Here is a 22620-nt window from a genome sequence, read left to right as displayed (position 1 = left end):
GACAACCCATGTCGACCCCTGCTGCATCGTCCTCCGCCTCCGCTACCGCACCGCCTCTGCGCGTGACCGTGTGGGGCGAGAACCGCCACGAGAAGCGCGACCAGCGCGTCCGGGACATCTACCCCGACGGAATGCACACCGCCATCCGTGACGGCATCGTCGAGCACCACGGCCAGGACGTCACCACGCGCATCGCACTGCTCGATGACCCCGAGCACGGACTGAGCGAGGAGGTGCTGGCCGAGACCGATGTGCTGACCTGGTGGGGCCATATGGCTCACGACGAGGTCTCCGACGAGGTCGCCGAGCGCGTGCAGAAGCACGTGCTGGCCGGCATGGGGCTGGTCGTGCTGCACTCCGGGCACTGGTCCAAGCCCTTCACCCGCCTCATGGGCACCACCTGCACCCTGCGCTGGCGCAACGAGGCCGACCGCGAGCTGGTGTGGACCGTCAACCCCAGCCACCCCATCGCCGAAGGCATCCCGCACCCGATCATCATTCCCGAGCAGGAGATGTACGGGGAGCACTTCGACATCCCCGTGCCCGACGAGCTCGTGTTCGTCTCCTCCTTCAGCGGCGGCGAGGTATTCCGCTCCGGGTGCACGTTCCGCCGTGGCAAGGGCAAGATCTTCTACTTCAGCCCCGGCGACCAGGACTACCCCGTCTACCAGCAGCCCGAGGTACGCCGTGTGATCGCCAACGGGGTCGGGTGGGCCCGGCCGGCCGTCGCGGACCGCCAGGTGCCGGTGCTGGACCGCTTCGAGACGGAATGGTTCGTCAAGGGGACCGCGGGCCAGGGTGTGGGTGACGCCGCGGCCGCCGGGAAGGGCGCATGAGCGCCGCCGACAGGTCTGCACATGAGGGGTCCCGTACAGATGCCGGGACGACCGCGGCCACCGGCGACGAGCACTCGCCCGTGAGAGTCGTCGTCGTCGGCGCCGGCGGGATGGGGCGGGCATGGATCCGTACCGTGCTCGCCTCCGAGGCCGCGCAGCTCGTCGGCGTCGCCGACGTGATCGACGGGACCGCCAAGAACGCCGTCACCGACGTGGTCCCCGAGCACGAACGCCCGGGGATCCTCGCCGGCACGGATCCGCTGGCCATTGCTCGCCAGTCGGGCGCCGATGCGCTCATCGACGTGACGATCCCGGCCGCGCACCACCCGGTCACCGCCGACGCCCTCCACGCCGGCTACCCGGTGCTGGGGGAGAAGCCCTGCGCGGCCACCCTCGCCGAGGCCGTCTCGCTGGCCGGTCACGCCGAGACCACGGGGAAGCTGTTCATGGTCTCCCAGTCCCGCCGCAACAACCCGCACCTGCACGAGGCCCGGCGCCTCGCCGACGAGCTCGGCGGCGCCGGGATCCTCGACACGCAGTTCTACCGGGCGCCGCGCTTCGGCGGTTTCCGCGAGGAGATGTCCCATCCGCTGATCATCGACATGGCGATCCATGCGTTCGACGCCGGGCGCGTCCTCGTGGACGGCAACCCCGTCTCGGTCACCGCGAACTCATCGAACCCGCCATGGAGCTGGTACGCGGGCGACGCGGCCGCCACCGTGGTGATCACCTACGACAGCGGCGCGGTGCATACGTACAGCGGCTCCTGGTGCGCGCCGGGCCGGGAGACGAGCTGGAACGGTGAATGGACGATCAGCTGCCCGCGGGGATCCGTCGCCTGGGACGGTGAGCGGCCACCGTCGGCCCAGAGCGAAGGTGCGGACCCGGTGAGCGGCCGCGAACCGTCGGCCGGGGCCCGCTGGGAGCTGGACGCATCCCTCGCCGAGTTCTGCGAGGCGCTGCGCACCGGGGCGAGGCCGGCGAGCGAGGTCCACGGCAACATATGGACCCAGGCGATCGTCGAGGCGGCCGTGCGCGCGGCGGACGAGGGTCGCAGCGTCCAGCTTGCCGAGGTGCTGGATGAGGCGCTCGAGTCCGCCCGCTTCCTGGATGCGGCCGACGGGCGCAGCACGGCGCTGGCCACGTGGAAGACTGGCACCTCCGGTCTGAGCATGCACTAGCTCGACGGGCGCAGCATCGCGACGATGGGGGAGGAGCCGCACCCGTGAGGAAGAAGCCGCCGACGAGCCAGGACGTCGCCCGTCTGGCCGGTGTCTCCCAATCGACGGTGAGCTACGTGCTCACCGGCTCCCGCCCCATCTCCGAGGCCACCCGCCGGCGGGTCGAGGACGCGATCGACAAGCTCGGCTACCACCCCAATTCCGGTGCCCGCACCCTGCGCTCCCAGCGCAGCGGCGTGATCGGACTGATGGTCCCTGAGGCCGACGCGGACGATGGCGTGCTGATGATGTTCATCGGCGCCATCGCCCGTGAGGCCCAGCGCTACGGCTACGACATCCTGCTGGTGACCGCGCAGGAGGGCGCGCGCGGCATCGATCGCGTGGTCCGCACTGGCGTGTGTGAGGCGCTGATCCTCATGGAGCTGGGCCGGCACGACGAGCGTGTGAACGCTGTGATCGATTCCGGTCTGCCGTTCGTGACCATCGGCAAGCCGGACGAGTTCCCCCACGGATCCGTCGTCGATCTGGACTTCGAGCTGCTGGGCCGCATGATCGTCGATCGCGCGGTCGAGGAGAGGTGCGCCCGCCTGCTGCTGTTCGGTGCCCCCGGGAGAAAGCGCGAGCGCAATGATGTCGCCCGCTTCCTCGCCGGCATCGAGGACTACGCCGACGAGACCGACCTCGACGTGGTTCTCGACGCCGGGCCGCTGGCGAAGATCCCCCACCGGGCTCTGCGGCTGACGCGGCCCGGTGAGCGCACGGCCCTGTTCGGGATCACCGGGGTGCGCCAGGCGCTGTTCGCCATGGCCGCCGATGGCGCGCTGGTCGATGACACCCGCATGCTGATCGCGCTGAGCGGAGAGGACCTTCGGGACGTCAGCCCGCTGCTGGCCGCCGTGCCCCAGATCGACCCGCGGCGCGTCGAGATCAGCGAGCTCGCGGTCCAGGAGCTCGTGCGTCTGCTGCGCGTGGACGGAGCCGGGCCCCGCACCACGCTGGTCGAGCCGAGGTGGCTGGAGGGGTGAGCGGTCCGGATCGGTATCGCGCGGCAGGTGTGCCTGACATGATCAGCACATGAGCCCCGCACCGCGCAGTACGCGTCTAACTTCGATGACGAACAGACAGGTCGAGGACGCCGCGGTCGAATTCGTGACCGCGTACGAAGCAGCCGCAGGCCGGACGGCACGCGACACCCGCCATGTGCCCGGCAGCCCCGCCGACATGGTCAGCACCGACGACGGGACGGGCGAGGAGCGGCTGATCGAGGTCAAGGCCTACGGAAAATCCGCTCGCGGCGATGACCTCTGGCTCGAGGAGCCCCAGGTGGAGGCCGGGCGGACCCAACGCAACTTCCATCTCTACGTGGTCGACAACGTCCGCTCCGGTGATCCGCTGCGGATGCGGCTGCTCGACCTCTCGGGTGACATGCTGAGCGAGCGGCTCGCGGCGGCGAAGAAGCGGACCTACTACACGGTGCCGTTCCCCGTCTCCGTCTACGACTCCCTGGCAGGGCGAGCCGTGACCTGCGCGATCGTCTGGCGGATCATGGACGCGGTGGCGGTGCTCCACGAGCGCGGCTACCACCGGATCAGATTCCTCCCCACCCTGTCCCCGTCGGGCATGCACCTGCGTGTGCACGTCGGGCGGGACGCTGAGGTGGGCGACTCCCTCGACCAGCTGCGGGACGTCACGAAGGTTGCTCGCGGCTCGTTCGGCGGAGATCTCCGCGATGAGTGGAGCTTCGCGGAGTCGACACTGGTCACCCGGACCAGTGCCGAGACGATCGCAGACCGAATCCTCGCCGTGATCCCGCCGGTCGAGGCCACCAGTGACGATCCGGGGTACGTCGCCTGGTTCTCGGGCCTGCTGCGTCGCAGCCGTGCGCTCGGCGAACTCCCGGTCGCCTCGCAGGGCCGCGACCTCGTCGCCGGAGGCGACACCGGTGGCGCCGGCACGGACATGTGGTTCATCGGCGACGTGCAGCACACCGGCCCGCCGGCACGCCTGGCCTGATCTCACAGCGACTGTGCCGGTCGAACATCGAGGTCCGGGCGATGTGCTCGGGGTCACGTGTCCGGACCTTATAGTGCAGCTTCTGGCGGGCATAAGGTGAATCTATGAGCCGAATCAATTCCGCCCTGGAAGCCGATCAGATTCTCGATGCCATTCTTCGTGACTCGCCCGACGAGCAGGGCTCGCTCGCTGACCTGACGCCTGAGGTTCTGGCCGGGACGCGCGCGGCATATGACGCGCTGTACCGGCGCGAACAGCCGGTGCCTCTGCCCGTGCTGCATGCCCTCGCGGCCGTGGTCGCCGATTGGCAGGGGAGCGGTCCTCTGGCGGACTGGCACCGCGCCAAGGGAGCGGATCCACGGATCACCGCGGCCGACCCGATCCGCAGCGAGGTCCATGGCCTCAGCGCCGCCACCGTCCAGGCGCTGCGCGACCACGTCGACGGGTTGTCCCTCTCGCCGGCCCTCACGACGGCTCGTGACCATGAAGGTCTCGCCGCGGCAGGCGTCGGCGTGCCGGTGGTGGTGCTGGTCAGTCGACTGGTGGCCTTCGAGACCCATCTCCAGCGCCTCGTGACCGACGTCGCCGCCCGACGCGGGAAGCCCGTCCCGGCCGCCGATGCGCCGACTCGCCCGTCGCTCACGCGGACCCCGATAGACGCTGCGGCGTGAATACCCGGGCCTCTTGTCGATAACGGTCAGGCACACTGGTCGCGTGCCCTCATCACGAACGCAGAGAAGCGCCGGGCTCCTGGTCCACCGCACCGGGAGCAACGGGCTCGAAGTGCTCATCGTCCATCCCGGCGGACCGCTGTGGGCCGCGAAGGATGCCGGCGCCTGGTCCCTGCCCAAAGGGCTGTACGACCCCGACGAGGAGCCTGTGGCCGCGGCGCGGCGCGAGTTCGCCGAGGAGATGGGCAGCCCGCCGCCCGACGGTCCGGTGCTCGACCTCGGCGAGGTGCGGCTGAAGAGCGGAAAGATCGTGACCGGCTACGCGGTCGAAGGCGATGTCGACGTCACGACGGTCCGGAGCAACACGTTCGAGATGACCTGGCCACCGAGATCCGGGCGCGTCCAGAGCTTCCCCGAGGTCGACCGGGCGATGTGGTGCTCACCAGATGTTGCGCGCGAGAAGCTGAACCCGGCTCAGGTGGCCTTCGCGGAGAGACTGGAGGCGGCGCTCAGCGAACAGTGAGCTGGCTCGCGGGGCCGACGCGGAATGCTCCTCGTACGGGCGGGAATCGCGGAAAGGCCCGTTGCCGGGACCCCAGCGCCCGAGGGCAGGACGAAGCCGCAACTGTTCCTCCCCAACCACTACGCGTCCACAGGCCCCTACGAGCGGGATCGGCGGCTTGCCACACTCGCCGCATGCTCGACGAACACCCGGACCGGCCCGATGCCGACGACGACCTCGATGCCGCTCGTGAGGGCGGCTCATCCGGGCCCGTCGGTCGCGACCACGGCTTGTGGTCCGGGATCCGCCCTGCGCAGATGGATCTGCAGCCCTGGCAGTGGGAACGCGCCGGGCAGGAGCTGGAGCACGGGGTGATCCCGGCGTGCGCGACGCCTTCCAAACACCTGCGCGCTGAGCTGGTCTTTCCCGACGGCACCACGGCACACGTGCAGAATCCGCTGTACGTGGCAGGTTCACCCTCGCAGTGCTCATGCGGCCGCGGCCGATGCCAGCACGTGGCCACGGCCCTGCGTGCCCTGGCTGAAGGCCGTACGCGCACGCTCTGGCGTGAGCCCGTGAGCGCCGCACTGGAGGGTCGCGACCGACGCGCTTCGTCGACCGGCGGCCGCCCGGCGAACACACCGGTGGTGACCGGGCTGGTGATCGGGACCATCGACCGCCCCGGTACCTACGCGGACTGCGGCGTCGCGGTGCGGCCGTCGCGTCGGACCCAGAAAGGCACGTGGCACCAGACCCTCGGTTGGGACGAGATCCGCAAGAACCTCGACGCATTGCCGCCCGAGCAGCAATCCGTGCTGCGCACCCTGATGCGGTTTCGCACGCTCGAAGCCCGGGAGGTGCCGCTGGATCACGTCGGCCCGGAGATCTGGTCCCTGTTGGAGAGCGCGGTCGACGTCGGACTCGAGGTCGAGGCCGAGGGCGACCTGCACCTGGATCGGGAGCCGGTGATATTCGAGACCAGAGTGGCTGCGGCCGGCGACGGGCTGACGGTGCGCGCCCAGCCGGTGTGGCCCCGGAGCCGGGGCATCCGGCGATGGCGACTGCTGGGACGGCCGGTGCATGCCGTGCTGGCCACCGCGACGGAGAACACCGTGGTGGCCCCGGTCGTGGCTGATCCCTCTCTCATCGCGCTCGCCCAGCAGGGCGATCTCTGGGTTCCCCGCGGAGATATCGACGACTTCACCGAAAGGGCATTGCCGACCTTGCGAGACGTGGCACCGGTGCACGTCCAGCGCAGCCCGGACCACTCGACCGGGGAACTCAGCGGTCCTCCTCCGGAGCTTCCCGACCCGATCCGGCTGGTCGCGACGCTCACGTCCCGCGCGACGCAGGGACTCCGTGTCACCTGGGGGTGGACATACGGGGGAGGCGACGGCGACGGAATGCGCCATGTCTTCGAGCTCGCGCCCTCTATCGACGGCGGGCGACGTCCCGGCGACGAACTCGAGACCTTGGCACGACTGAAGCGCGACATCGACGGCCTCGAGCGATGGCTCGACCGTGCCCCGCGCGACCTCGACCTCGTCGAGGCGTGCCGCTTCTCGCTCACCGTCCAGCGTGCTCTGTCCGAGCACGACCTCGCGATCGTGCTGAGACCACGGAGGACGCGCCCCAATTCGTCGAGGAGGAGCAGCCGACGATCGACTGGGACATCATCCAGACCGACCGGCGGGATTGGCTCGACCTGTCCGGTGCTATCAGGGTCGGCGACGAACGGGTAGCGGTCAGTACCCTGATCCATGCCCTGCTGAGCGGCGAACCGCTGCTGGTCACACCCGCAGGCCACTACCTCGACCTGTTCACACCGCAGATGGCGGCGCTGCGCCGGCTGCTCGAGAGAGCGGCCGCGCTTCCGGACGAGGGCCAGCTGCGCATCAATCGTCACGACCTCGACCTCCTGGAAGAGCTGCACGACCTCTCGAGGTTGCAGCGCGAGGCGGAGCAGTGGCGCGAGGGGCTCGGCGCCGTCCTCCCGGCCGACCTCTCCGAGGAACCGCTCGACGAGGGCGTCCACGCCACCCTGCGCCCCTATCAACTGGAGGGCTACCAGTGGCTGTCTGCCAGATGGGACGTCGGGCTCGGCGGGATCCTCGCGGACGACATGGGGCTGGGCAAGACCCTCCAGCTGCTGGCGGCGATCCGTCGACACCGGCGCCGCGACGAGCGACCCGTGCTGGTGGCGGCACCGCGCTCCGTGCTATCCACGTGGGCGCAGCAGAGCGAGATGTTCACTCCCGACCTGCGGATACGGGTGATCACCCAGCGCCTGCCCGGGGCGGTGGCCGACGAGGAACCGGCCGACGTCTACGTCGTCTCCCACCACCTGCTGCGCCTGGATGAGGACGTCTACAGCGGTGTCGACTGGGCAGCTGTGGTGCTCGACGAGGCCCAGGCGGCAAAGAATCCGCTCTCACGCTTGCACCGCACCGTCAGGCACCTGAGGCGCGAGGTCACCTTCGCGATCACCGGCACTCCGGTCGAGAACTCGCTGCAGGACCTGTGGGCACTGCTGGCCCTGACGGCGCCGGGATTGCTGCCCTCGCTGGCGGAGTTCAACGCCACCTGGCGCAAGCCCATCGAGAAGGCCGGCGACGCCCAGCTCCTGGAGGAGCTGCGCACGCGCATCGCTCCGTCGATGCTGCGACGCACCAAGGAGCTGGTCGCGACCGATCTTCCCGAGAAGTCCGAGGACGTGCTGACACAGCCCCTGCATCCGCAGGCCGCCGACCATTATTCCCGCGTCCTGAACCGGGAGCGCCTGCGGATCCTGGGCCTGCTCGCCGATCCTGACCGGAATCGCGTCGAGATCCTCGCCTGCCTGACCCGACTGCGGCTGCTCGCCACGGATCCCGGCACCGTGGAGGAGCCCTCCGCCAAGACCGCCGAACTCGTCGAGCGGCTGCGCGAGACCTCGGCCACAGGGCACCGCGCACTGGTGTTCAGCCAGTTCACCGGCCACCTCAAGATCGTCCAGGCGATCCTCGAGGGCGCCGGGATCAGCACCAGTTACCTCGATGGCACCACAAGGGACCGAGAACGCGTGCTCGAGGAGTTCCGCCACGGGGACCAGGACGCCTTCCTCATCAGCCTCAAGGCCGGTGGGTCCGGAATCACCCTGACCGAGGTCGACTACGTCTTCCTGCTGGACCCGTGGTGGAACCCCGCGGTGGAGGAACAGGCCGTGGACCGCACCCACCGGATCGGCCAGACCTCACCGGTCAGCGTCTACCGGTTCGTCGCCTCCGGCACGATCGAGGAGAAGGTCCTGACCCTGCAGGACGAGAAGCGGCGGTTGGCCCGGTCGGTGCTGCAGGCAGACGGCACGGCCCCGGCGCTGCTCGATCCCGCACGGATCCGCGAACTTCTGGAGCCGTGAGCGGGCCGCGCAGCTGCGTGTCACGACGGGAACGACGCGAGCAGTGAACGGGGACGACGCGAGCAGTGAACGGGGACGACCGTCGCGAGCAGTGAACGCGGAGGGCTGTCGCCCGGGCTCAGATGTCGCGGAAGGTCTCGATCCGAGCACCCAAAGCGTTCAGCCGCTCGGCAAGATCCTCGTAACCGCGATTGATGACGTAGACGCTGCGCAGCACCGAGGTGCCCTTCGCGGCGAGCATCGCCAGCAGGATCACCACGGCCGGCCGCAGAGCCGGCGGGCACACGATCTCCGTGCCGCTCCAATGCGTCGGGCCCTCGATCAGCACCCGGTGCGGATCCATGAGCTTGATGTTGGCCCCGAGCTTGGTCAGCTCGGTGAGGTAGATCGCCCGGTTCTCGTAGACCCAGTCGTGCAGCAGCGTCTGCCCCTCCGCCGTTGCGGCGATCACGGCGAAGAAGGGAAGGTTGTCGATGTTCAAGCCGGGGAACGGCATCGGGTGGATCTTGTCGATGGGGGCTTTGAGATCCGAGGGCTGGGTGGTGATGTCCACCAGTCGCGTCTGCCCGTTGCGGGCCACGTACTCTGCGGAGCGGTCGTAGCGGAAGCCCATCTCCTCGAGGATCGCCAGTTCGATCTCCATGAACTCGATCGGGACGCGCTGCACCGTGATGCTCGAGCGGGTCACGATCGCGGCGGTGATCAGGCTCATGGCCTCGATCGGGTCCTCGCTGGGGGCGTACTCGACATCGGTGCGGATGTCGGAGGCACCGTGGATCGTCAGCGTGGTGGTGCCGATGCCCTCGATCCGCACGCCGAGCTTCTCGAGGAAGAAGCACAGGTCCTGGACCATGTAGTTGGGGCTGGCGTTGCGGATGACCGTCTCGCCCTCGTACGTGGCTGCTGCCAGCAGCGCGTTCTCGGTCACCGTGTCACCGCGTTCGGTGAGCACGATGGGACGGCGCGGACCGACACCCGGCGTCGCCGTGGCCTGGTAATGACCCTCGGTGGCTACGACGTCCAGGCCGAAGGGCCGCAGGGCGGTCATGTGCGGTTCGACGGTGCGGGTACCGAGGTCGCAGCCGCCGGCGTAGGGAAGCTGGAACTTCTCGGCGCGGTGCATGAGCGGGCCCAGGAACATGATGATGCTGCGCGTGCGGCGGGCAGCGTCGGCATCGATGGACGCGAGATCGAGCTGCTCGGGAACCTGCAGCTCGAGATCGTTCTCGGCATTGAGCCAGCGCGCCTTCACGCCGATGGAGGTGAGCACCTCGAGCAGGCGATTGACCTCCTCGATCCGGGCCACTCGGCGCAGGACGGTCGTGCCGGTGTTCAGCAGCGAGGCGCACAGCAGGGCCACGCCGGCGTTCTTGCTGGTCTTGACCTCGATCGAGCCGCTGAGGGTCGTCTGCCCCTGCACGCGCAGGTGGCTGGGGCCGGAGGTGCCGAGCCCGACCAGCTCCGAGTCCAGGGCGGAACCGATCTTCGAGACGGTCTCCAAAGTCAAGTTCTGCTGGCCTTTCTCGATGCGGTTCACGGCGCTCTGGCTGGTCTTCAGCTGAGCGGCGAGTTCGGCCTGCGTGAGGCCGGAGTGCTGACGGGCGTCGCGGATAAGAGTGCCGATGCGGGCGAGATACGTCTCGTTGACGGTCATGGTCCACACCGTATCTCTTCTATGAGATAAACGGGTGGAGGTGTGACGGTTTGCGCATCGCGGTACGGTCCCGCGGCAGGCGAGGGCGAGCGAGCGGCCGGTGAGAGGATGTCACCCGGGCACGTGTGGAGCCGGTTTCGAGGGAGCGAACATGGGGCATCAGCAGGACCAGGGCGACGCTGCGCTTCAGCTGCGCTTCGGTCGCCACGAGCTCGAGCTGAGCAATAGGTACGAGGCCGCGAGCATCGCCAACGATGTGCTGATCGGGCTCTGGTTCATCATCGGCTCGATCTGCTTCTTCTCCGAGCAGTTGATGTCTCTGGGGACCTGGCTGTTCCTCATCGGGAGCATCCAGATGACCATTCGACCCGCCATTCGACTGGCTCGCCGCGTCCACCTGCGCCGCATCGGCGCAGGCTCCGCCCATTCCATGGATTTCTGAGCTGACTGAGCCCAGGAGGCGGCGATCCTATGAGGCGACGGCCAGGACGGGCAGCGCTTCGACATGCCCGCCGACGCGGTACGCCCGCGCCGGGTCGTACGGTTCGAAGCGCAGGTCCATGCCTGCTTCCTGCGGCGTGCGATCGGCTTTGCGGTTGTTGCACTCCTTGCACGCCGAGACCAGGTTGAGCCAGGAGGAAGGGCCGCCGCGCGAGATCGGCATGATGTGGTCCACGGTGGCCAGCAGCGCCTCCGTGGCGGGAGTCTTCGACACGCTGCGACCGCAATAGGCGCACGTCCAGTGGTCGCGCTCGTGGATGGCGCGGAACGAGAAGCCGATCGAACGCCGTCCGCCGCCCTCGACCCATGCGCCGCTGAGCTCGCGGGTCAGTTCGAGCGCCGTGGGCACGATCCGGTCCATCACCATCGTCAGCTCGACGGGGTTGGCCACCTCGCGGCGGATCATGCCGAAGGCGTGGCGGACGGTGGTGGTGTGCAGCAGCTCGCCGATCCCCGTCTCGGGGTCGTAGCCGAGGTTGTAGACCCGGACCTGCGACATCGCCGCCACCTCCTTCCGACGGACGCGAGTGTCGATCCACTCGGCCCTATGGCGGAACCCTCGGAGCGGACCGAGCATCTGCAGTGTGGCGTGCCTGTGCACCTAGTTTCCACTGATTTGCCGCCGGAATGTGGGACGTCGAGGTGTCCTGTGCTTGGACATTGCGAGAACTTGCGGTGACCTGGGCAGGGGGCGAGGACGTGCCTGGCCGTCTCCGGGTGGCGGAGTGCGGCAGCCGAGCGTGCAGCGACCGACGGGCACGGAGAAGGTGACCAGCGGGCACGCCTAGGATCGGGTGACGAGAAAGTCGGATTCGGGGGACCGCGGCACTCACCGGCCCAGGCCCCGCACGTACATCCGGCCCCCCCCGAGCGTGAGGAACCGTTGTGGAGCTCGAGCAGTTCGAGATGGTCGCGGTGGTGGCCGTGCTGATCATCGTCGCGGCGTCGTACTTCGCGAAGAAGCTGGGCCTGGCCACCCCGATCCTGCTCGTCCTCGTCGGCCTCGGACTCAGCCTCGTGCCGGGCATGCCACCGATCGCGCCCGAGCCGGGCCTGATCCTCGCCGTCGTGCTGCCGCCGCTGCTGTACTCGGCGGCAGTGAACATGCCGGTGATGGATTTCCGACGGGACCTGCGCACGATCGGCGCTCTATCGGTGGTCCTGGTGCTGGTCTCCGCCTTCGCGATCGGCGGTGTGCTGTGGTGGATCTTCCCCGACCTGAACTTCGCGGCGGCGGTAGCCGTGGGGGCCGTCGTCAGCCCGCCCGACGCTGTCGCCGCCACCTCGATCGGCAAGCGCCTCGGCCTGCCGCCGCGTCTGCTGACGATCCTCGAGGGAGAGGGTCTGGTCAACGACGCCACCGCGCTGGTTCTCCTGCGCACCGCGGTCGCCGCCACGGCCGGCGCCTTCTCCTTCCGGGAGGCCGCCGGGGACTTCGTCTACGCCGTGGTGGTCGCAGTCCTCGTCGGAGTGGCGGTCGGATTCCTGGCGGTACGCATCCGCTCCAAGATCGACCAGCCGGCGCTGACCACGGCGATCTCCTTCGTCGTCCCCTTCATCGCTTTCCTTCCCGCCGAGCTCGCCGATGCCTCCGGAGTGCTCGCTGTGGTCGCTGCCGGGCTGGTCACCGGAGCGATGGGCGTGCGGCGCCTCAGCGTGCAGGACCGCAACGCCGAACGCACGAACTGGCTGACCGTGCAGCTGCTGCTGGAGAACGGGGTGTTCCTGCTGATGGGCCTGCAGCTGGTCACCCTGGTCGACGACGTCGAGAACGTCGGCCTGTCCGTCTGGAACGCGGTGTGGATCGGGTTGGCGCTGACCGTCGTGCTCGGGATCGTCCGCGCCGGATTCGTGATCCCGCTGGTGCTGACCGCCCGTGCGCGTCGCTCCGACCACGAGGAGCGCGCCCGCCGCTTCGGCGAGATCCTCGAGCACGTCTCCGAGGACGAGCGCTTCCAGCAGCACCCTCGCGGGCCGCGCATCCGGCGCTGGCTGCAGCGTCACCATGCGGACGCCCGCTTCTACGCCGGCAACGGCCTCGGCTGGCGCGGCGGGGCCGTGCTGGCGTGGTCCGGCATGCGCGGCGTGGTCACCCTTGCCGCGGCCCAGTCGCTGCCCACCGACTTCCCCTATCGCACGCAGCTGATCCTGGTCGCCTTCGTCGTGGCGCTGGTGACTCTGGTGGGCCAGGGCAGCACGCTGCCGCTGCTGATCCGTGTGCTCGGGGTCCGCGGTACCGACGAGGAGCAGTCCCAGCGCGAGCTGTCCCTGCTGCTCACCGAGCTGGGGGAGGCGGCCGTCGGTCAGGTGCTCGAGAACCCGGATCTCCGGCGCAGGGACGGCACCCCCTTCGACCCCGCGGTGATCGAGCGGGCCCAGACGATGTACGCGAAGCTGACGGATCGGGGCGGCAGCGAGCGCGAGGACGATCCGGTGCGCGCTCAGTACCCCGAACTGATGGAGCTGCTGTTCGACGCCCAGCAGGACACCCTGAATCACGCCCGCTCCACCGGGACCTATGACTCACACACGATCGCCCGTGCGCAGAAGCGCCTCGACCAGGGCAACGTGCGGCTCAAGTCGCTGTAGCGGGGCCGGCGGCGCACCGGCGGGCATGACTCCTATGGCGTAGGTCATCTCGATCGGTCCAGAGGGCCGCCGGCGGGGCCTGGAACACAACAGGTGTGCACAATAGGTGCTTGATCCCTTGAGCGCACCGCGCGGCGACGCCGCCGGGTACTTTCGGTGCGCTCACAACCCTGAGAGGTTTCGATGAAGTTCTTCCAGCGACTCGGCAGATCCCTGATGCTGCCAGTGGCCGTTCTCCCCGTCGCCGCCATCCTCAATGGCCTCGGCTACTGGATCCTCACCGCCACCGGCGACGAGAACAATCTTGCCGGTGTCTTCCTCACCACCGCCGGCGGTGCGCTGCTGGGGAATCTCGCGCTGCTGTTCGCCATCGGTGTCTCCATCGGCATGGCCACGAAGCCCGACGGCACCTCCGCATTGGCCGGTCTGGTCTCGTGGCTGACGGTGACCACGCTGCTGAGTCCGGAGAGCGTGGCGCTGTTCCGGAGCATCGAGGAAGGCGCCGTCGATCCGGCCTACGGCCAGGTCGAGAATGTCTTCGTCGGCATTCTGTGCGGGCTCATCGGTGCCTACACCTATGACAAGTTCAAGGACACGAAGCTGCCCGACGCACTGGCCTTCTTCTCCGGCCGCCGTTCCGTCGCGATCATCACCGCCGGGATCTCGCTGGTTCTGGCACTGGCGCTGTTCTTCCTGTGGCCTCTCGTCTATGGCGGCCTGGTCGACTTCGGTGAGTTCATCCTGACCCTCGGCCCGCTGGGTGTGGGCATCTACGGATTCTTGAACCGTCTTCTGATCCCGCTGGGCCTGCACCACGCGCTGAACTCCGTGTTCTGGTACGACGTGGCCGGGATCAACGACCTCAACAACTTCCTGGACGGCTCCGGCACCTACGGGGTCACCGGCCAGTACATGACCGGATTCTTCCCGGTGATGATGCTGGGGCTGCCCGGCGCGGCGCTGGCGATGTATGTGACCGCGAAGTCCTCGCGCCGCAAGATCGCCGCCGGCGTGCTGCTCTCCAGCGCGATCGCGTCGTTCTTCGTGGGTGTCACCGAACCCCTCGAGTTCTCCTTCATGTTCCTCGCCCCGGCTCTGTACGTCGTCCACGCCCTGTTCACCGGCATCTCCATGGCGGTCAGCGCCATGCTCCCGGTACGCATGGGCTTCGGCTTCTCCGGCGGCTTCATCGACCTGGTGCTCGGCTGGGTCAATCCCATGGCTCAGAACCCGTGGCTGATCCCCGTGATGGGCGTGTTCTGGTTCGTCGTCTACTTCGTGGTGTTCTACGCGATCATCAAGCGTTTCGATCTGAAGACGCCCGGCCGTGAGGACGAGGACCTCGTCGGCGCCCCGGCCGGCGGAGACGCCGCCACCGGCGACGAGAAGTATCTCGCCACGGCGACCTTGTTCCTCGGTGCTCTGGGCGGCAAGGACAACATCCTCGACCTCGAGCACTGCGCGACCCGTCTGCGGATGCAGGTCGCCGATCCCTCGGTGATCGACGACGCGGCGCTCAAGCGCGCCGGGGCCGCGGGCACGATGAAGCCCGGTGGTGGCTCGGTCCAGGTCATCTACGGACTGAACGTCCAGTTCGTCAAGGACGCGATGGACCGGATCATGAGCGGGCAGGCCGCCCCCGTCGCTGATCCCGCCGCGGTCGCCGAGCCGGAGCGCGGCGGGGACGAGGGCTCCGCCGCGGCCGATGCGCCGGCCGGCGGCCTCGCCACCATGACGCGGGCCGGTCACCTGGTGCGTCTGCGCCGCCCGCTCCAGGGCGCCGAGGTTGCACTGGCCGACGTGCCGGACCCGACGTTCGCGCAAGGGATCATGGGTCCCGGCATCGCCATCGAGCCGATCGACGGCGAGGTCCTCGCCCCCGCCGCCGGCACCGTCAAGCATGTGTTCGAGACCGGGCACGCCGTCGCGCTGCTGCTGGACGACGGCACCGAGCTGCTGATCCACGTGGGCCTGGACACCGTGCAGATGAAGGGCGAGGGCTTCACCCCGCTCGTCGAGGTCGACCAGCGCGTCAGCGCGGGGACGCCCCTGCTGCGGGTCGACCTGGGAGCGATCCGCAACGCCGGGCATCCGACCATCACTCCTGTCATCGTGCTCAACGACAAGGACGCCACGATCGAACTGGTCTGATGTGAGCTGTCCCTGAGGGGACTCTCCAGAGCCTGCGCCGATGTGCGCCGGCAGTGGAAGCGGACAAGGACGCGGCCGCCCGGATCTCTCCGGGCGGCCGCGTCCGCATCAGGGGAAGGGCCGCGGGTTACTCCTCATCCTGCGGGTCCGCGGGCGCGGGGCTCCGGCCGGAGCCCTTGCCGTTCCCCTTCCCGTTGCCGTTCCCCTGGCCGTTGCCGTTGCCGTTGCCGTTGCCGTTGCCGTTGCCATGACCATTGCCGTTGCCGTTGCCGTGACCGTTGCCATGACCATTGCCGGGCTTGTCCGGGCCCGGTCCGGGCTCGCCACCGACCACGGTCACGGTGCTCTCGGCGCTGCGGCCGTTCACCGTGACCTGCACCGTCGCGGTACCTGGGCGCAGCCCGGTGATCTCGCCGGTCACCGGGTTCACCCGGACCACGGCGCCGGCGTCGGCCTGCTCCGGCGCGTCACCGGAGGCCACGGTCGCAATCTCTGCCCCGTCGGCCGGAGAGGTCGGTGAGCCACCGTCGACCTGCACGCGCTCACCGCCCCACTGCGCGGTGACCGGCCAGGCCACCGGCACGGTGCGGCCGTCCTGCGTGAACGACGCCGAGGCGGAGCCGACGCCACCGACGGGCAGCTCCGAGCTCGCCTCCAGGGAGATCTCGTCGACCCACGGATGGGTCTCGGCGGCGAGCCAGTTCACCCGGTCGGCCGTGGTGGGGTCCTGTCCCACCACACCGGCGCCGGGGCTGATCCCCAGCATCGTCCACCCGGTGAAACCGCCGGTCTCCGGGGTGCCGGCAGGCGACTTCCCGGAGTTGCCGTTGATCAGGGTGGTCACGCCCTCGACCGCCGAGCCGTGGAAGACGCCCACATGGGAGTTGATCAGCGCCGCCGACTTCCCGGAGGAACGGCGGAACTCCGCCAGCGCGTCCTCCACCGCCCGCGCCTCGCGCTGGTCGGCGAGCTGGCTGGCCTTGCTCGGCAGCGGATCCGTCGGCGGATGGTGGAAGAAGACCGTCACGCCCGTGAGCGTGTCCGAGGCGGCGACCTCGCTCAGAGTCTCCTCGAGCTGGGCGATCTGGTCGATCCCGCCGCCGGCGAGGGTGCCGGAGGCGGTGTTGAGCGTGACGACCTTGGTGCGCCCCAGGTTCCGCTCGGTGGTGACCGGCCCGAAGGCGTCCTCGAAGTTCGCGATGTCCCCGCCCATGATCTCGTGGTTGCCGGGCACGTAGACGTAGGGGATGTCCTCGCCCCACTCCTCGTCGAGGATCTGCTGGGCCAGGGCGAAATCCTCCGGCGAGCCTTCGTCGACGAGGTCACCGTTGATCACCAGCAGGTCCGGCTGGGCAGCCTTGATCTCCTGCAGAGTGCGCCGGGCGCCCTCGACGGCACCGCTGTCCGGGTCCGCGGCGATGAACTGGGCATCGCTCATCACGGCGATCTGCTGGGGGCGATCGGCCACGCTCCCGTGGCTGAGCAGGGCGGCATCGTGGACGCGCGGCTCCTCGGGAGTGTCCGCGACGGGAGTGGTCACCGCCTGCAGGTTCGCCACCGCGATGTCCCCCTGATACTGCGCTTCGGGGCGCGTCTCCATCATCCGCAGGCGCTCGACCGTCAGTGGCTGGGCGAGGCCCTCGGGCACGGTGAACCGCACCTGCTGCCAGCCGTCGAAGGTGATGTTCTCCGCGTCGAGGTTGGTGACGGTGCCCTCCGCATCGCGCACCTGGAGCCGGGGCCACACCCCGCTGGAATCCCCTCGCACATCGAGGGTGAAGGCGAGCGCCGTGCCCTCGACCTGCTTCGGCTCGTTCGCCACCAGGTAGAAGCCACGAGTGGCGGTCGAGGCGGTGAAGTCGTAGGTCATGCCGATCGCGGAAGTGGCAGCGCCGTCCTCGCCGACCGGACCGTCGGCGGCGGCGATCTCACCGCTGGCGCGGGCGGTGGCGGTGCTGAACGCCGCCGGATCGGTGAGGTCGAAGACCGGCTGGGTCTCGGTGCCCTGGGTCAGGGCGACCGTGGTGGACAGGCCGCCCGCTGTGAAGGTCACGGCGCCGGAGCCGGAGTCGCCGGTCGCGCGGACCGACCAGCTGCCCACACCGTCGGCGGCGACCTCGAAGTCTCCCTCGACGTCGATCTCGACGTCTCCGGTCTCGATGCGGGCACGCTGGCCGTCGCTGTCCAAGCCGGACAGCGTCAGCTGCGCGGAATCCTCGGCGTCGGCGAGGTTCACGGCGCGCCGATCGGCCTGCAGGACGACGGGATCGCCGAGCACGCGCAGCTGCTGGCGGGCCTCGTGACCCTCCGCGGCGTAGGTCACCGTCGCCTCACCCTGCTCGGTGCCGCGCACGACGGCGCCCTCGGCGTCGGAGGTCTCGACCCGGGCGGGACCGTCGGCGGTGAAGGAGCCGTCGGCCATCAGCGGTTCGAGGTTGGCGCCCAGGCCGGTGGCCTCGTAGGTGCGCCGCATGCCGGGGAAGACGGCGTCGGCCTCGTCGATCGCCGGGGTCGCCTGCACGTCGCTGAGCTCTTCGGCGGGGGCGTCGGAGTAGAACACGAGCGCGTTGGGGACCTGTCGCACCTCGCCGTCCGAGGGACTGTTCCAGATGGCGGAGCTCTCGCTGCCGGCCGTGCGTGCGGCCAGGGCCGAGGAGCCGCCGCCGTCGAGGTTCAGCGCGTTGTAGGCGCCCATGTCCTGAAGGATCTTGCCCGCCTCGGGCAGCGTCATGCCGCGCGAGGAGGACGAGCGGCCGTCGATGACCATGACGAACAGCTCGGAGCCGTCCTTGCTGACGCCCACGGCGGTGCGCGGGTGCTCCCCGGTCACCAGCGAGCCCGAGCCCATGTCCGGCACTGTGCCGTCCTCGAGGATCTGATGGGAACCGGCGATGCCGAGATCGACGTCCTCGCTGGGGCCGACCTCGATCTCGACGCTCTGACCCACCTCGAGAGCGGCGACCGCGTCGGCCCCCGCCTCACGGCCCAGCAGCACCTGCTCGCCATCGGCGATGTCGGGGTCCCCGGCGGTCTTCTGGATTCCGCTGACCTCGGTGACCACACCGTCGACGACGCTCGCGCGCGCCACCTTCCCGGCCGGGGCATCGGGGGCGCCGACGGGCCGATCCAGCGTGTAGTCACCCCAGGCGGCGGTGTACAGGCCGATGCCGTCCTCGGAGATCGAGGGGTTGTTGACTCCGGCGAGCTCCTGACTGCTGCCGTCGTCCAGGGTCAGGGTGCCGGTGGCCGACAGTGCCTGCACGGCGGCCTGGCCGTCGGCGACGGTGAAGGCCGGGCGGGGCGTGGGCGAGCCCATCCGGACCCCGTCACGGGAGACGGAGGTGTAGATCGGGGCGTCGGAGTGGTTGATGTCGAAGAAGGTGCCGTTGACGGCGGCGACCGCCTGGTCGCCCTGCGGACCGGAGGTCATCACGTCCTGCAACGGGGCGCGACCGGAGACCGACCCTCCGTCGGCGACGTCCATCGAGAGACTGGATTCGCGCAGGTCCGCCGTCAGCACGCTGCCCTCGTTCCACCCGCCCGACTCCAGGCGGGAGAAGTTCGTCAGCTCGAGCCCGGGGGCGACCCGGTAGTTGCGGGTCTCCGGCAGGACGCCGCCCTCGGCGAGCTGCTCGTCGGTGACCTCGGCGGAAGCCGACGGGGCCTGCAGCGCCTGCAGGGCGAGCAGCGAGGGCGTCAGCAGCGCGAAAGCTGCGACCAGGGAGAGCAGCCTGGTCAGGGGTGAGCCCGATGACGTGGCCGGGCCACCGGCGGGGAGGAGAGGGGCGGGAGATGAGGAAGATGCAGACATGAGGAGGTTCCCAGGGGATCGAGGACTGGAAGCGCTCCCAACCTAAGGACCGGACGCGACCTCTGTGAGGTCACTCGATGAACGCTGGATGAATCCCGATGTCCCGGCCATGGTGGCCGGATGGCCGTCAGGGCGTCATGCTGGAGGGATGTCGGACAAGAAGCGCCACGGGCACCCGCAGGACGAGCACGACTCGGCCTCACGGCAGCAGTGGCAACGGGAAAGAGAGCAGGTGCTGGCCGAGTACGGAACATGGCGCAGCAGCGATGACGAGCGTGCCGATGTCGCCACCGAGGTGCAGACCCTCGAGACCCTGCTGCGGCTGAAGGCCGAGCAGCAGGGCAGCCCGGAGCCCGGCGTGTGGCGGGAGGAGCAGACCACGGCGCTGCTGACCGAGGTCGTCCCGCGCACAGTCATCCAGCCTCGCGAGCAGGTGATGGATCTGGTTCCCACCCTGAAGCAGTTCTTCGCCTACCTGCGGGCGACCGGCAGGTGGGATCCCGACTCCATGCGTCCCCAGGAGGCCCCCACCTTGCTGGGCAGCCTCGAGTTCGCAACGCTGGAGGCGGCCGACGATCCGTCCCGGCGCTCGTTCTCCACGAACATCCTCGGCTACGGCCTCGCCCAGGGCGTCGACCTCGAGGACGACGCCGAGCTGGCCATCTACATGAACTGGTACAACTCGCTGCCCGACGAGGAGCGCCTCGAGCTCAGCGAGACCGGCCGGCTGGCGAATCCCTCGACGCCGTTCGATCCGGACACCGCGCCGCGCGAGAGCCCCGCCGCCGGCGTGTCGACCTCGGCCTGGCCCTGGTTCCTGCCGGCCCCGGACGAGGACATCGGCAATCCGCTGGCCGGAACCGACCCCGGCCAGGAGCGCGAGGCGTTCGCCGCCAACGCCTTCGTCCAGCGGGCGGTGGCTGTCCTGGAGTTCGTCGGCGACGGCCGCCGGGTCACCGGTACCGACGCCCTCGGCCGCGCCGATTCTGCAGCCCTGCTCGAACAGATGGGGATCGAGCGGGGCGTGCGGAGCATGTGGGACCACCCAGAGCTCGCCGGGCCGTGGATCGCACTGCTGGACGGGGGGTGGCTGGAGATCCGCGCCGGCTGGGTGCGGCGCGAGACGGGGCCGGTCCGCTTCGTCCCGGCGTCCGAGGATCCCGACGGGTTCGTCGAGTTCGGTCACGCCGTGCTCACCGCGACACTGTTCGGCAAGGACGCTCGCGACGGGGCGGACGGTGGATTCATGGGCATGCCGGATACGATCGCGGCCCTGCTGGTGGCGTGCGGTCCGGGCGGCCTGACATTGCACGACGCCCTCTCGGAGGAACCCGATGCGCCGGAGGTCCCGCAGGATCCGTCCACCGGGGAGTGGGACCGTGATGAGCTGAGGCGCCTCTTCGCCGTCGCCCACGACCTCTCCGACCTCGCCGCCATGGGCGTGCTCGAACGCGATGGCAACCGCTACAGCGGGTCATCGGCGGTGATGGTGGCTCTGATCGCGCTGATCAAGGAGCACGGCCCGGGGGAGAGCGAGAGCCGCTAGCGGGGATGGACGCCTCGTTCACGCCCCGGCGAACCAGAAGTCCTCGAAGCCGTCCTTGTACACCCGGTACGCCATGCTCTGGGAGTCGTAGCGGTACTGCGCCAGCGGGGTGCCGTCGGCCGCGCGCTCGGAGAACTCGTTGTACCGGCCGGAGTTGACCACGAGCGGATCATCCACGGTGCCGCCGCCTAGTCGCTGGACGTTGGAGACCACGGAGGAGTAGGCGACGTCGACCCGGAGGTCCTCGCCGAAGGTGCCCGCGCTCTCGTCGACGAGGTACCGCAGGATGTGACTGGTGCCCTCCATGTCGTCCGTGCTGGATCCCTCCGGCTGGAGATCCAGCCAGTCCTCCTCGTCGCGGGTGCCGAGGTTCCACCAGTTGTTGTTGTACATCTCGAGGTAGTACTGCCCCTCGGGCAGGGAGTCGTCGTCGATCCGCCGCACCGAGTGCTGACCGGCGATCTCGGTGGGGGAGCCGTCCGGGCTGAGGAACTGGTCCTCGTGCTCGGTGCCCGCGTACAGGCCTTGAGCTCCGATGAGCCAGCGCACCGAGGGGTCGGAATCGGCCTCGAGCGCATCGTCCAGGGCGATGATGGTGGAGGTCTCGCGGCTGGAGAGGTACATGACCCCGCCGGCGACGTGGATGGAGTTGATGTGCGTCCAGTCCTTGCCCTTCGCCGTGGTGCCTCCGGCCTCGCCCTCCTGGGTGTGCGCGAGCTTCTCGTACTCCGGGAACACTTTCTGCAGGTCCACGCACTCGGCGGACTCGCCGGAGGTGAGGTCGATGCGCATCACCCGGTCCTCGACCCGATCGGTGTTCTCGGCCGAGGTCAGCAGGTAGGCGACGTCCCCCACCACATCGAGGTCGTGGTGGGCGAGATGACCGTCGATATCGATGATGGTTCTCGCGTGTCCCAGCGGGTCGATGACGGAGACCTGCCGCCCACCGGTGGTGGTCACCAGACGTCCGTCCTCGCTCACGAAGTTGTGCTGACTGTGGTCGCCCGAACGGAACTCTGCGCGCAGCACGCCGCGTTCGTCGAACAGGAGCGTGTTGAAGCTGTTCTCCGGTTCCCGGCGGGTCACGCCGGCCAGGGCGAACAGGCCAGGGGTCAGAGCCTGCTCATCGTGGATCTCGGTGGAGAGCTGCGTGCTGTAGTCCGACAGAGCGGCGGGGGCCTTGACGTGCACCCGGGAGGTGACCGTCTCGCCCCTCTCGGGCTCCCACGTCAGGGTGAGGTCGTTGTGCGCGCCGGGGACCAAACCGATCACCAGCCCCTCGAAGCCGGACCCGTCGGCCGCATGGTTCGCGGCGGTGCGCGAGTAGTCCTCGGTGCCGAGGACCTCGACGGAGTACGAGAGCCGCCCGGCGGCGGCGTCGGTGAAGTACACGTACAGACCCGTGCGCGTGGTTCCGTAGGGGTCGAGCACCAGCAGCGGCTCCTGCGCCGTCCACTCCTGCTCCTCCCTGGCGGCCTGCAGCACGTCGTGGCGGGCCGACTGTCCCTGTTCCGTGTACGTCTCCGGCGCGGCCCCGCCCTCGGGGACGTCGAAGCCGACCTGACGGATCGGATGGTCGCCGTACGCGTCGGCGTACTCGGAGAGCTTCGCGGTGGCCTTGGCCGTGGACCCGTCGGGATCCTCGGTGCACCCCGCCAGGGCGAGCGCGCCGACGCCGGAGACGGCCAGCAGGGCACGACGCGTCAGCGACGCACGCGGTCGGTCGGAGGTCAGAGCCATGGGTGCTTCCTTCTGTTCTCGGTCCGAC

General features: G+C 69.4%; 16 protein-coding genes. 12 read left to right on the top strand and 4 right to left on the bottom strand.

What is annotated here, in order from left to right:
* Positions 1 to 8 precede the first annotated feature (8 nt).
* From ACFQS2_RS13300 to ACFQS2_RS13265, 8 genes are all read left to right on the top strand, one after another.
* Positions 9 to 836 carry a ThuA domain-containing protein gene (locus ACFQS2_RS13300; RefSeq protein WP_377016692.1) on the top strand — a complete coding sequence of 276 codons (828 nt, stop codon included), beginning with the start codon at positions 9 to 11 and terminating at the stop codon, positions 834 to 836.
* Positions 833 to 2017 carry a Gfo/Idh/MocA family protein gene (locus tag ACFQS2_RS13295; protein ID WP_377794035.1) on the top strand — a complete coding sequence of 395 codons (1185 nt, stop codon included), beginning with the start codon at positions 833 to 835 and terminating at the stop codon, positions 2015 to 2017. Before ACFQS2_RS13300 ends, ACFQS2_RS13295 begins: the two co-directional genes overlap by 4 nt.
* A gap of 44 nt (positions 2018 to 2061) precedes the next feature.
* Positions 2062 to 3042, top strand: a complete 981-nt coding sequence (locus tag ACFQS2_RS13290) for a LacI family DNA-binding transcriptional regulator (protein WP_377794034.1) — start codon at positions 2062 to 2064, stop codon at positions 3040 to 3042.
* 49 nt (positions 3043 to 3091) lie between these two features.
* Positions 3092 to 4030, top strand: coding sequence for a protein NO VEIN domain-containing protein (locus ACFQS2_RS13285; protein ID WP_377794033.1), 939 nt, complete (start codon positions 3092 to 3094; stop codon positions 4028 to 4030).
* Between the two features lie 104 nt (positions 4031 to 4134).
* Positions 4135 to 4701 (top strand): hypothetical protein, encoded by a 567-nt coding sequence (locus ACFQS2_RS13280; protein WP_377794032.1) that lies wholly within the window; start codon positions 4135 to 4137, stop codon positions 4699 to 4701.
* A gap of 43 nt (positions 4702 to 4744) precedes the next feature.
* On the top strand, positions 4745 to 5224 hold the full coding sequence (locus ACFQS2_RS13275) for an NUDIX domain-containing protein (RefSeq protein ID WP_377794031.1): 480 nt from the start codon (positions 4745 to 4747) through the stop codon (positions 5222 to 5224).
* Positions 5225 to 5397: 173 nt separating this feature from the next.
* Entirely contained in the window at positions 5398 to 6945 is a 1548-nt protein-coding gene (locus ACFQS2_RS13270) for a hypothetical protein (RefSeq protein WP_377794030.1), read from the top strand.
* Positions 6946 to 7034: 89 nt separating this feature from the next.
* The gene (locus ACFQS2_RS13265) at positions 7035 to 8600 is read left to right on the top strand and encodes a DEAD/DEAH box helicase (RefSeq protein WP_377794178.1); all 1566 of its coding nucleotides are present in this window, start codon (positions 7035 to 7037) and stop codon (positions 8598 to 8600) included.
* 118 nt (positions 8601 to 8718) lie between these two features.
* On the opposite strand, the gene ACFQS2_RS13260 is transcribed toward ACFQS2_RS13265, so the two are convergent.
* Positions 8719 to 10254 (bottom strand): UDP-N-acetylglucosamine 1-carboxyvinyltransferase, encoded by a 1536-nt coding sequence (locus ACFQS2_RS13260; RefSeq protein ID WP_377794029.1) that lies wholly within the window; start codon positions 10252 to 10254, stop codon positions 8719 to 8721.
* Between the two features lie 151 nt (positions 10255 to 10405).
* Here ACFQS2_RS13260 and ACFQS2_RS13255 point away from each other — a divergent pair, with 151 nt between their 5' ends.
* Complete coding sequence (locus ACFQS2_RS13255; RefSeq protein ID WP_377794028.1) at positions 10406 to 10696, top strand: YrhK family protein; 291 nt, start codon at positions 10406 to 10408, stop codon at positions 10694 to 10696.
* Between the two features lie 27 nt (positions 10697 to 10723).
* On the opposite strand, the gene ACFQS2_RS13250 is transcribed toward ACFQS2_RS13255, so the two are convergent.
* Complete coding sequence (locus ACFQS2_RS13250; RefSeq protein WP_377016710.1) at positions 10724 to 11254, bottom strand: HNH endonuclease; 531 nt, start codon at positions 11252 to 11254, stop codon at positions 10724 to 10726.
* 386 nt (positions 11255 to 11640) lie between these two features.
* Here ACFQS2_RS13250 and ACFQS2_RS13245 point away from each other — a divergent pair, with 386 nt between their 5' ends.
* Positions 11641 to 13344, top strand: a complete 1704-nt coding sequence (locus ACFQS2_RS13245; protein ID WP_377794027.1) for a cation:proton antiporter — start codon at positions 11641 to 11643, stop codon at positions 13342 to 13344.
* A gap of 183 nt (positions 13345 to 13527) precedes the next feature.
* On the top strand, positions 13528 to 15495 hold the full coding sequence (nagE, locus tag ACFQS2_RS13240) for an N-acetylglucosamine-specific PTS transporter subunit IIBC (protein WP_377794026.1): 1968 nt from the start codon (positions 13528 to 13530) through the stop codon (positions 15493 to 15495).
* 127 nt (positions 15496 to 15622) lie between these two features.
* Here nagE and ACFQS2_RS13235 read toward each other — a convergent pair whose 3' ends face one another.
* Complete coding sequence (locus ACFQS2_RS13235) at positions 15623 to 19306, bottom strand: phosphodiester glycosidase family protein (RefSeq protein ID WP_377794025.1); 3684 nt, start codon at positions 19304 to 19306, stop codon at positions 15623 to 15625.
* Between the two features lie 148 nt (positions 19307 to 19454).
* Between ACFQS2_RS13235 and ACFQS2_RS13230 the strand changes: the two genes are divergently transcribed.
* A complete protein-coding gene (locus tag ACFQS2_RS13230) occupies positions 19455 to 20852 on the top strand; it encodes a hypothetical protein (protein WP_377794024.1) in 1398 nt (465 codons plus the stop codon).
* 18 nt (positions 20853 to 20870) lie between these two features.
* On the opposite strand, the gene ACFQS2_RS13225 is transcribed toward ACFQS2_RS13230, so the two are convergent.
* Positions 20871 to 22592 (bottom strand): aryl-sulfate sulfotransferase, encoded by a 1722-nt coding sequence (locus tag ACFQS2_RS13225; protein ID WP_377794023.1) that lies wholly within the window; start codon positions 22590 to 22592, stop codon positions 20871 to 20873.
* Positions 22593 to 22620 lie beyond the last annotated feature (28 nt).

Origin of the sequence: Brachybacterium sp. GCM10030267 (genome assembly GCF_042666875.1) — a bacterium.
In the GTDB taxonomy this organism is placed as follows: Bacteria; Actinomycetota; Actinomycetes; order Actinomycetales; family Dermabacteraceae; genus Brachybacterium.
This window is presented reverse-complemented; position numbering and strand designations above follow the sequence as displayed.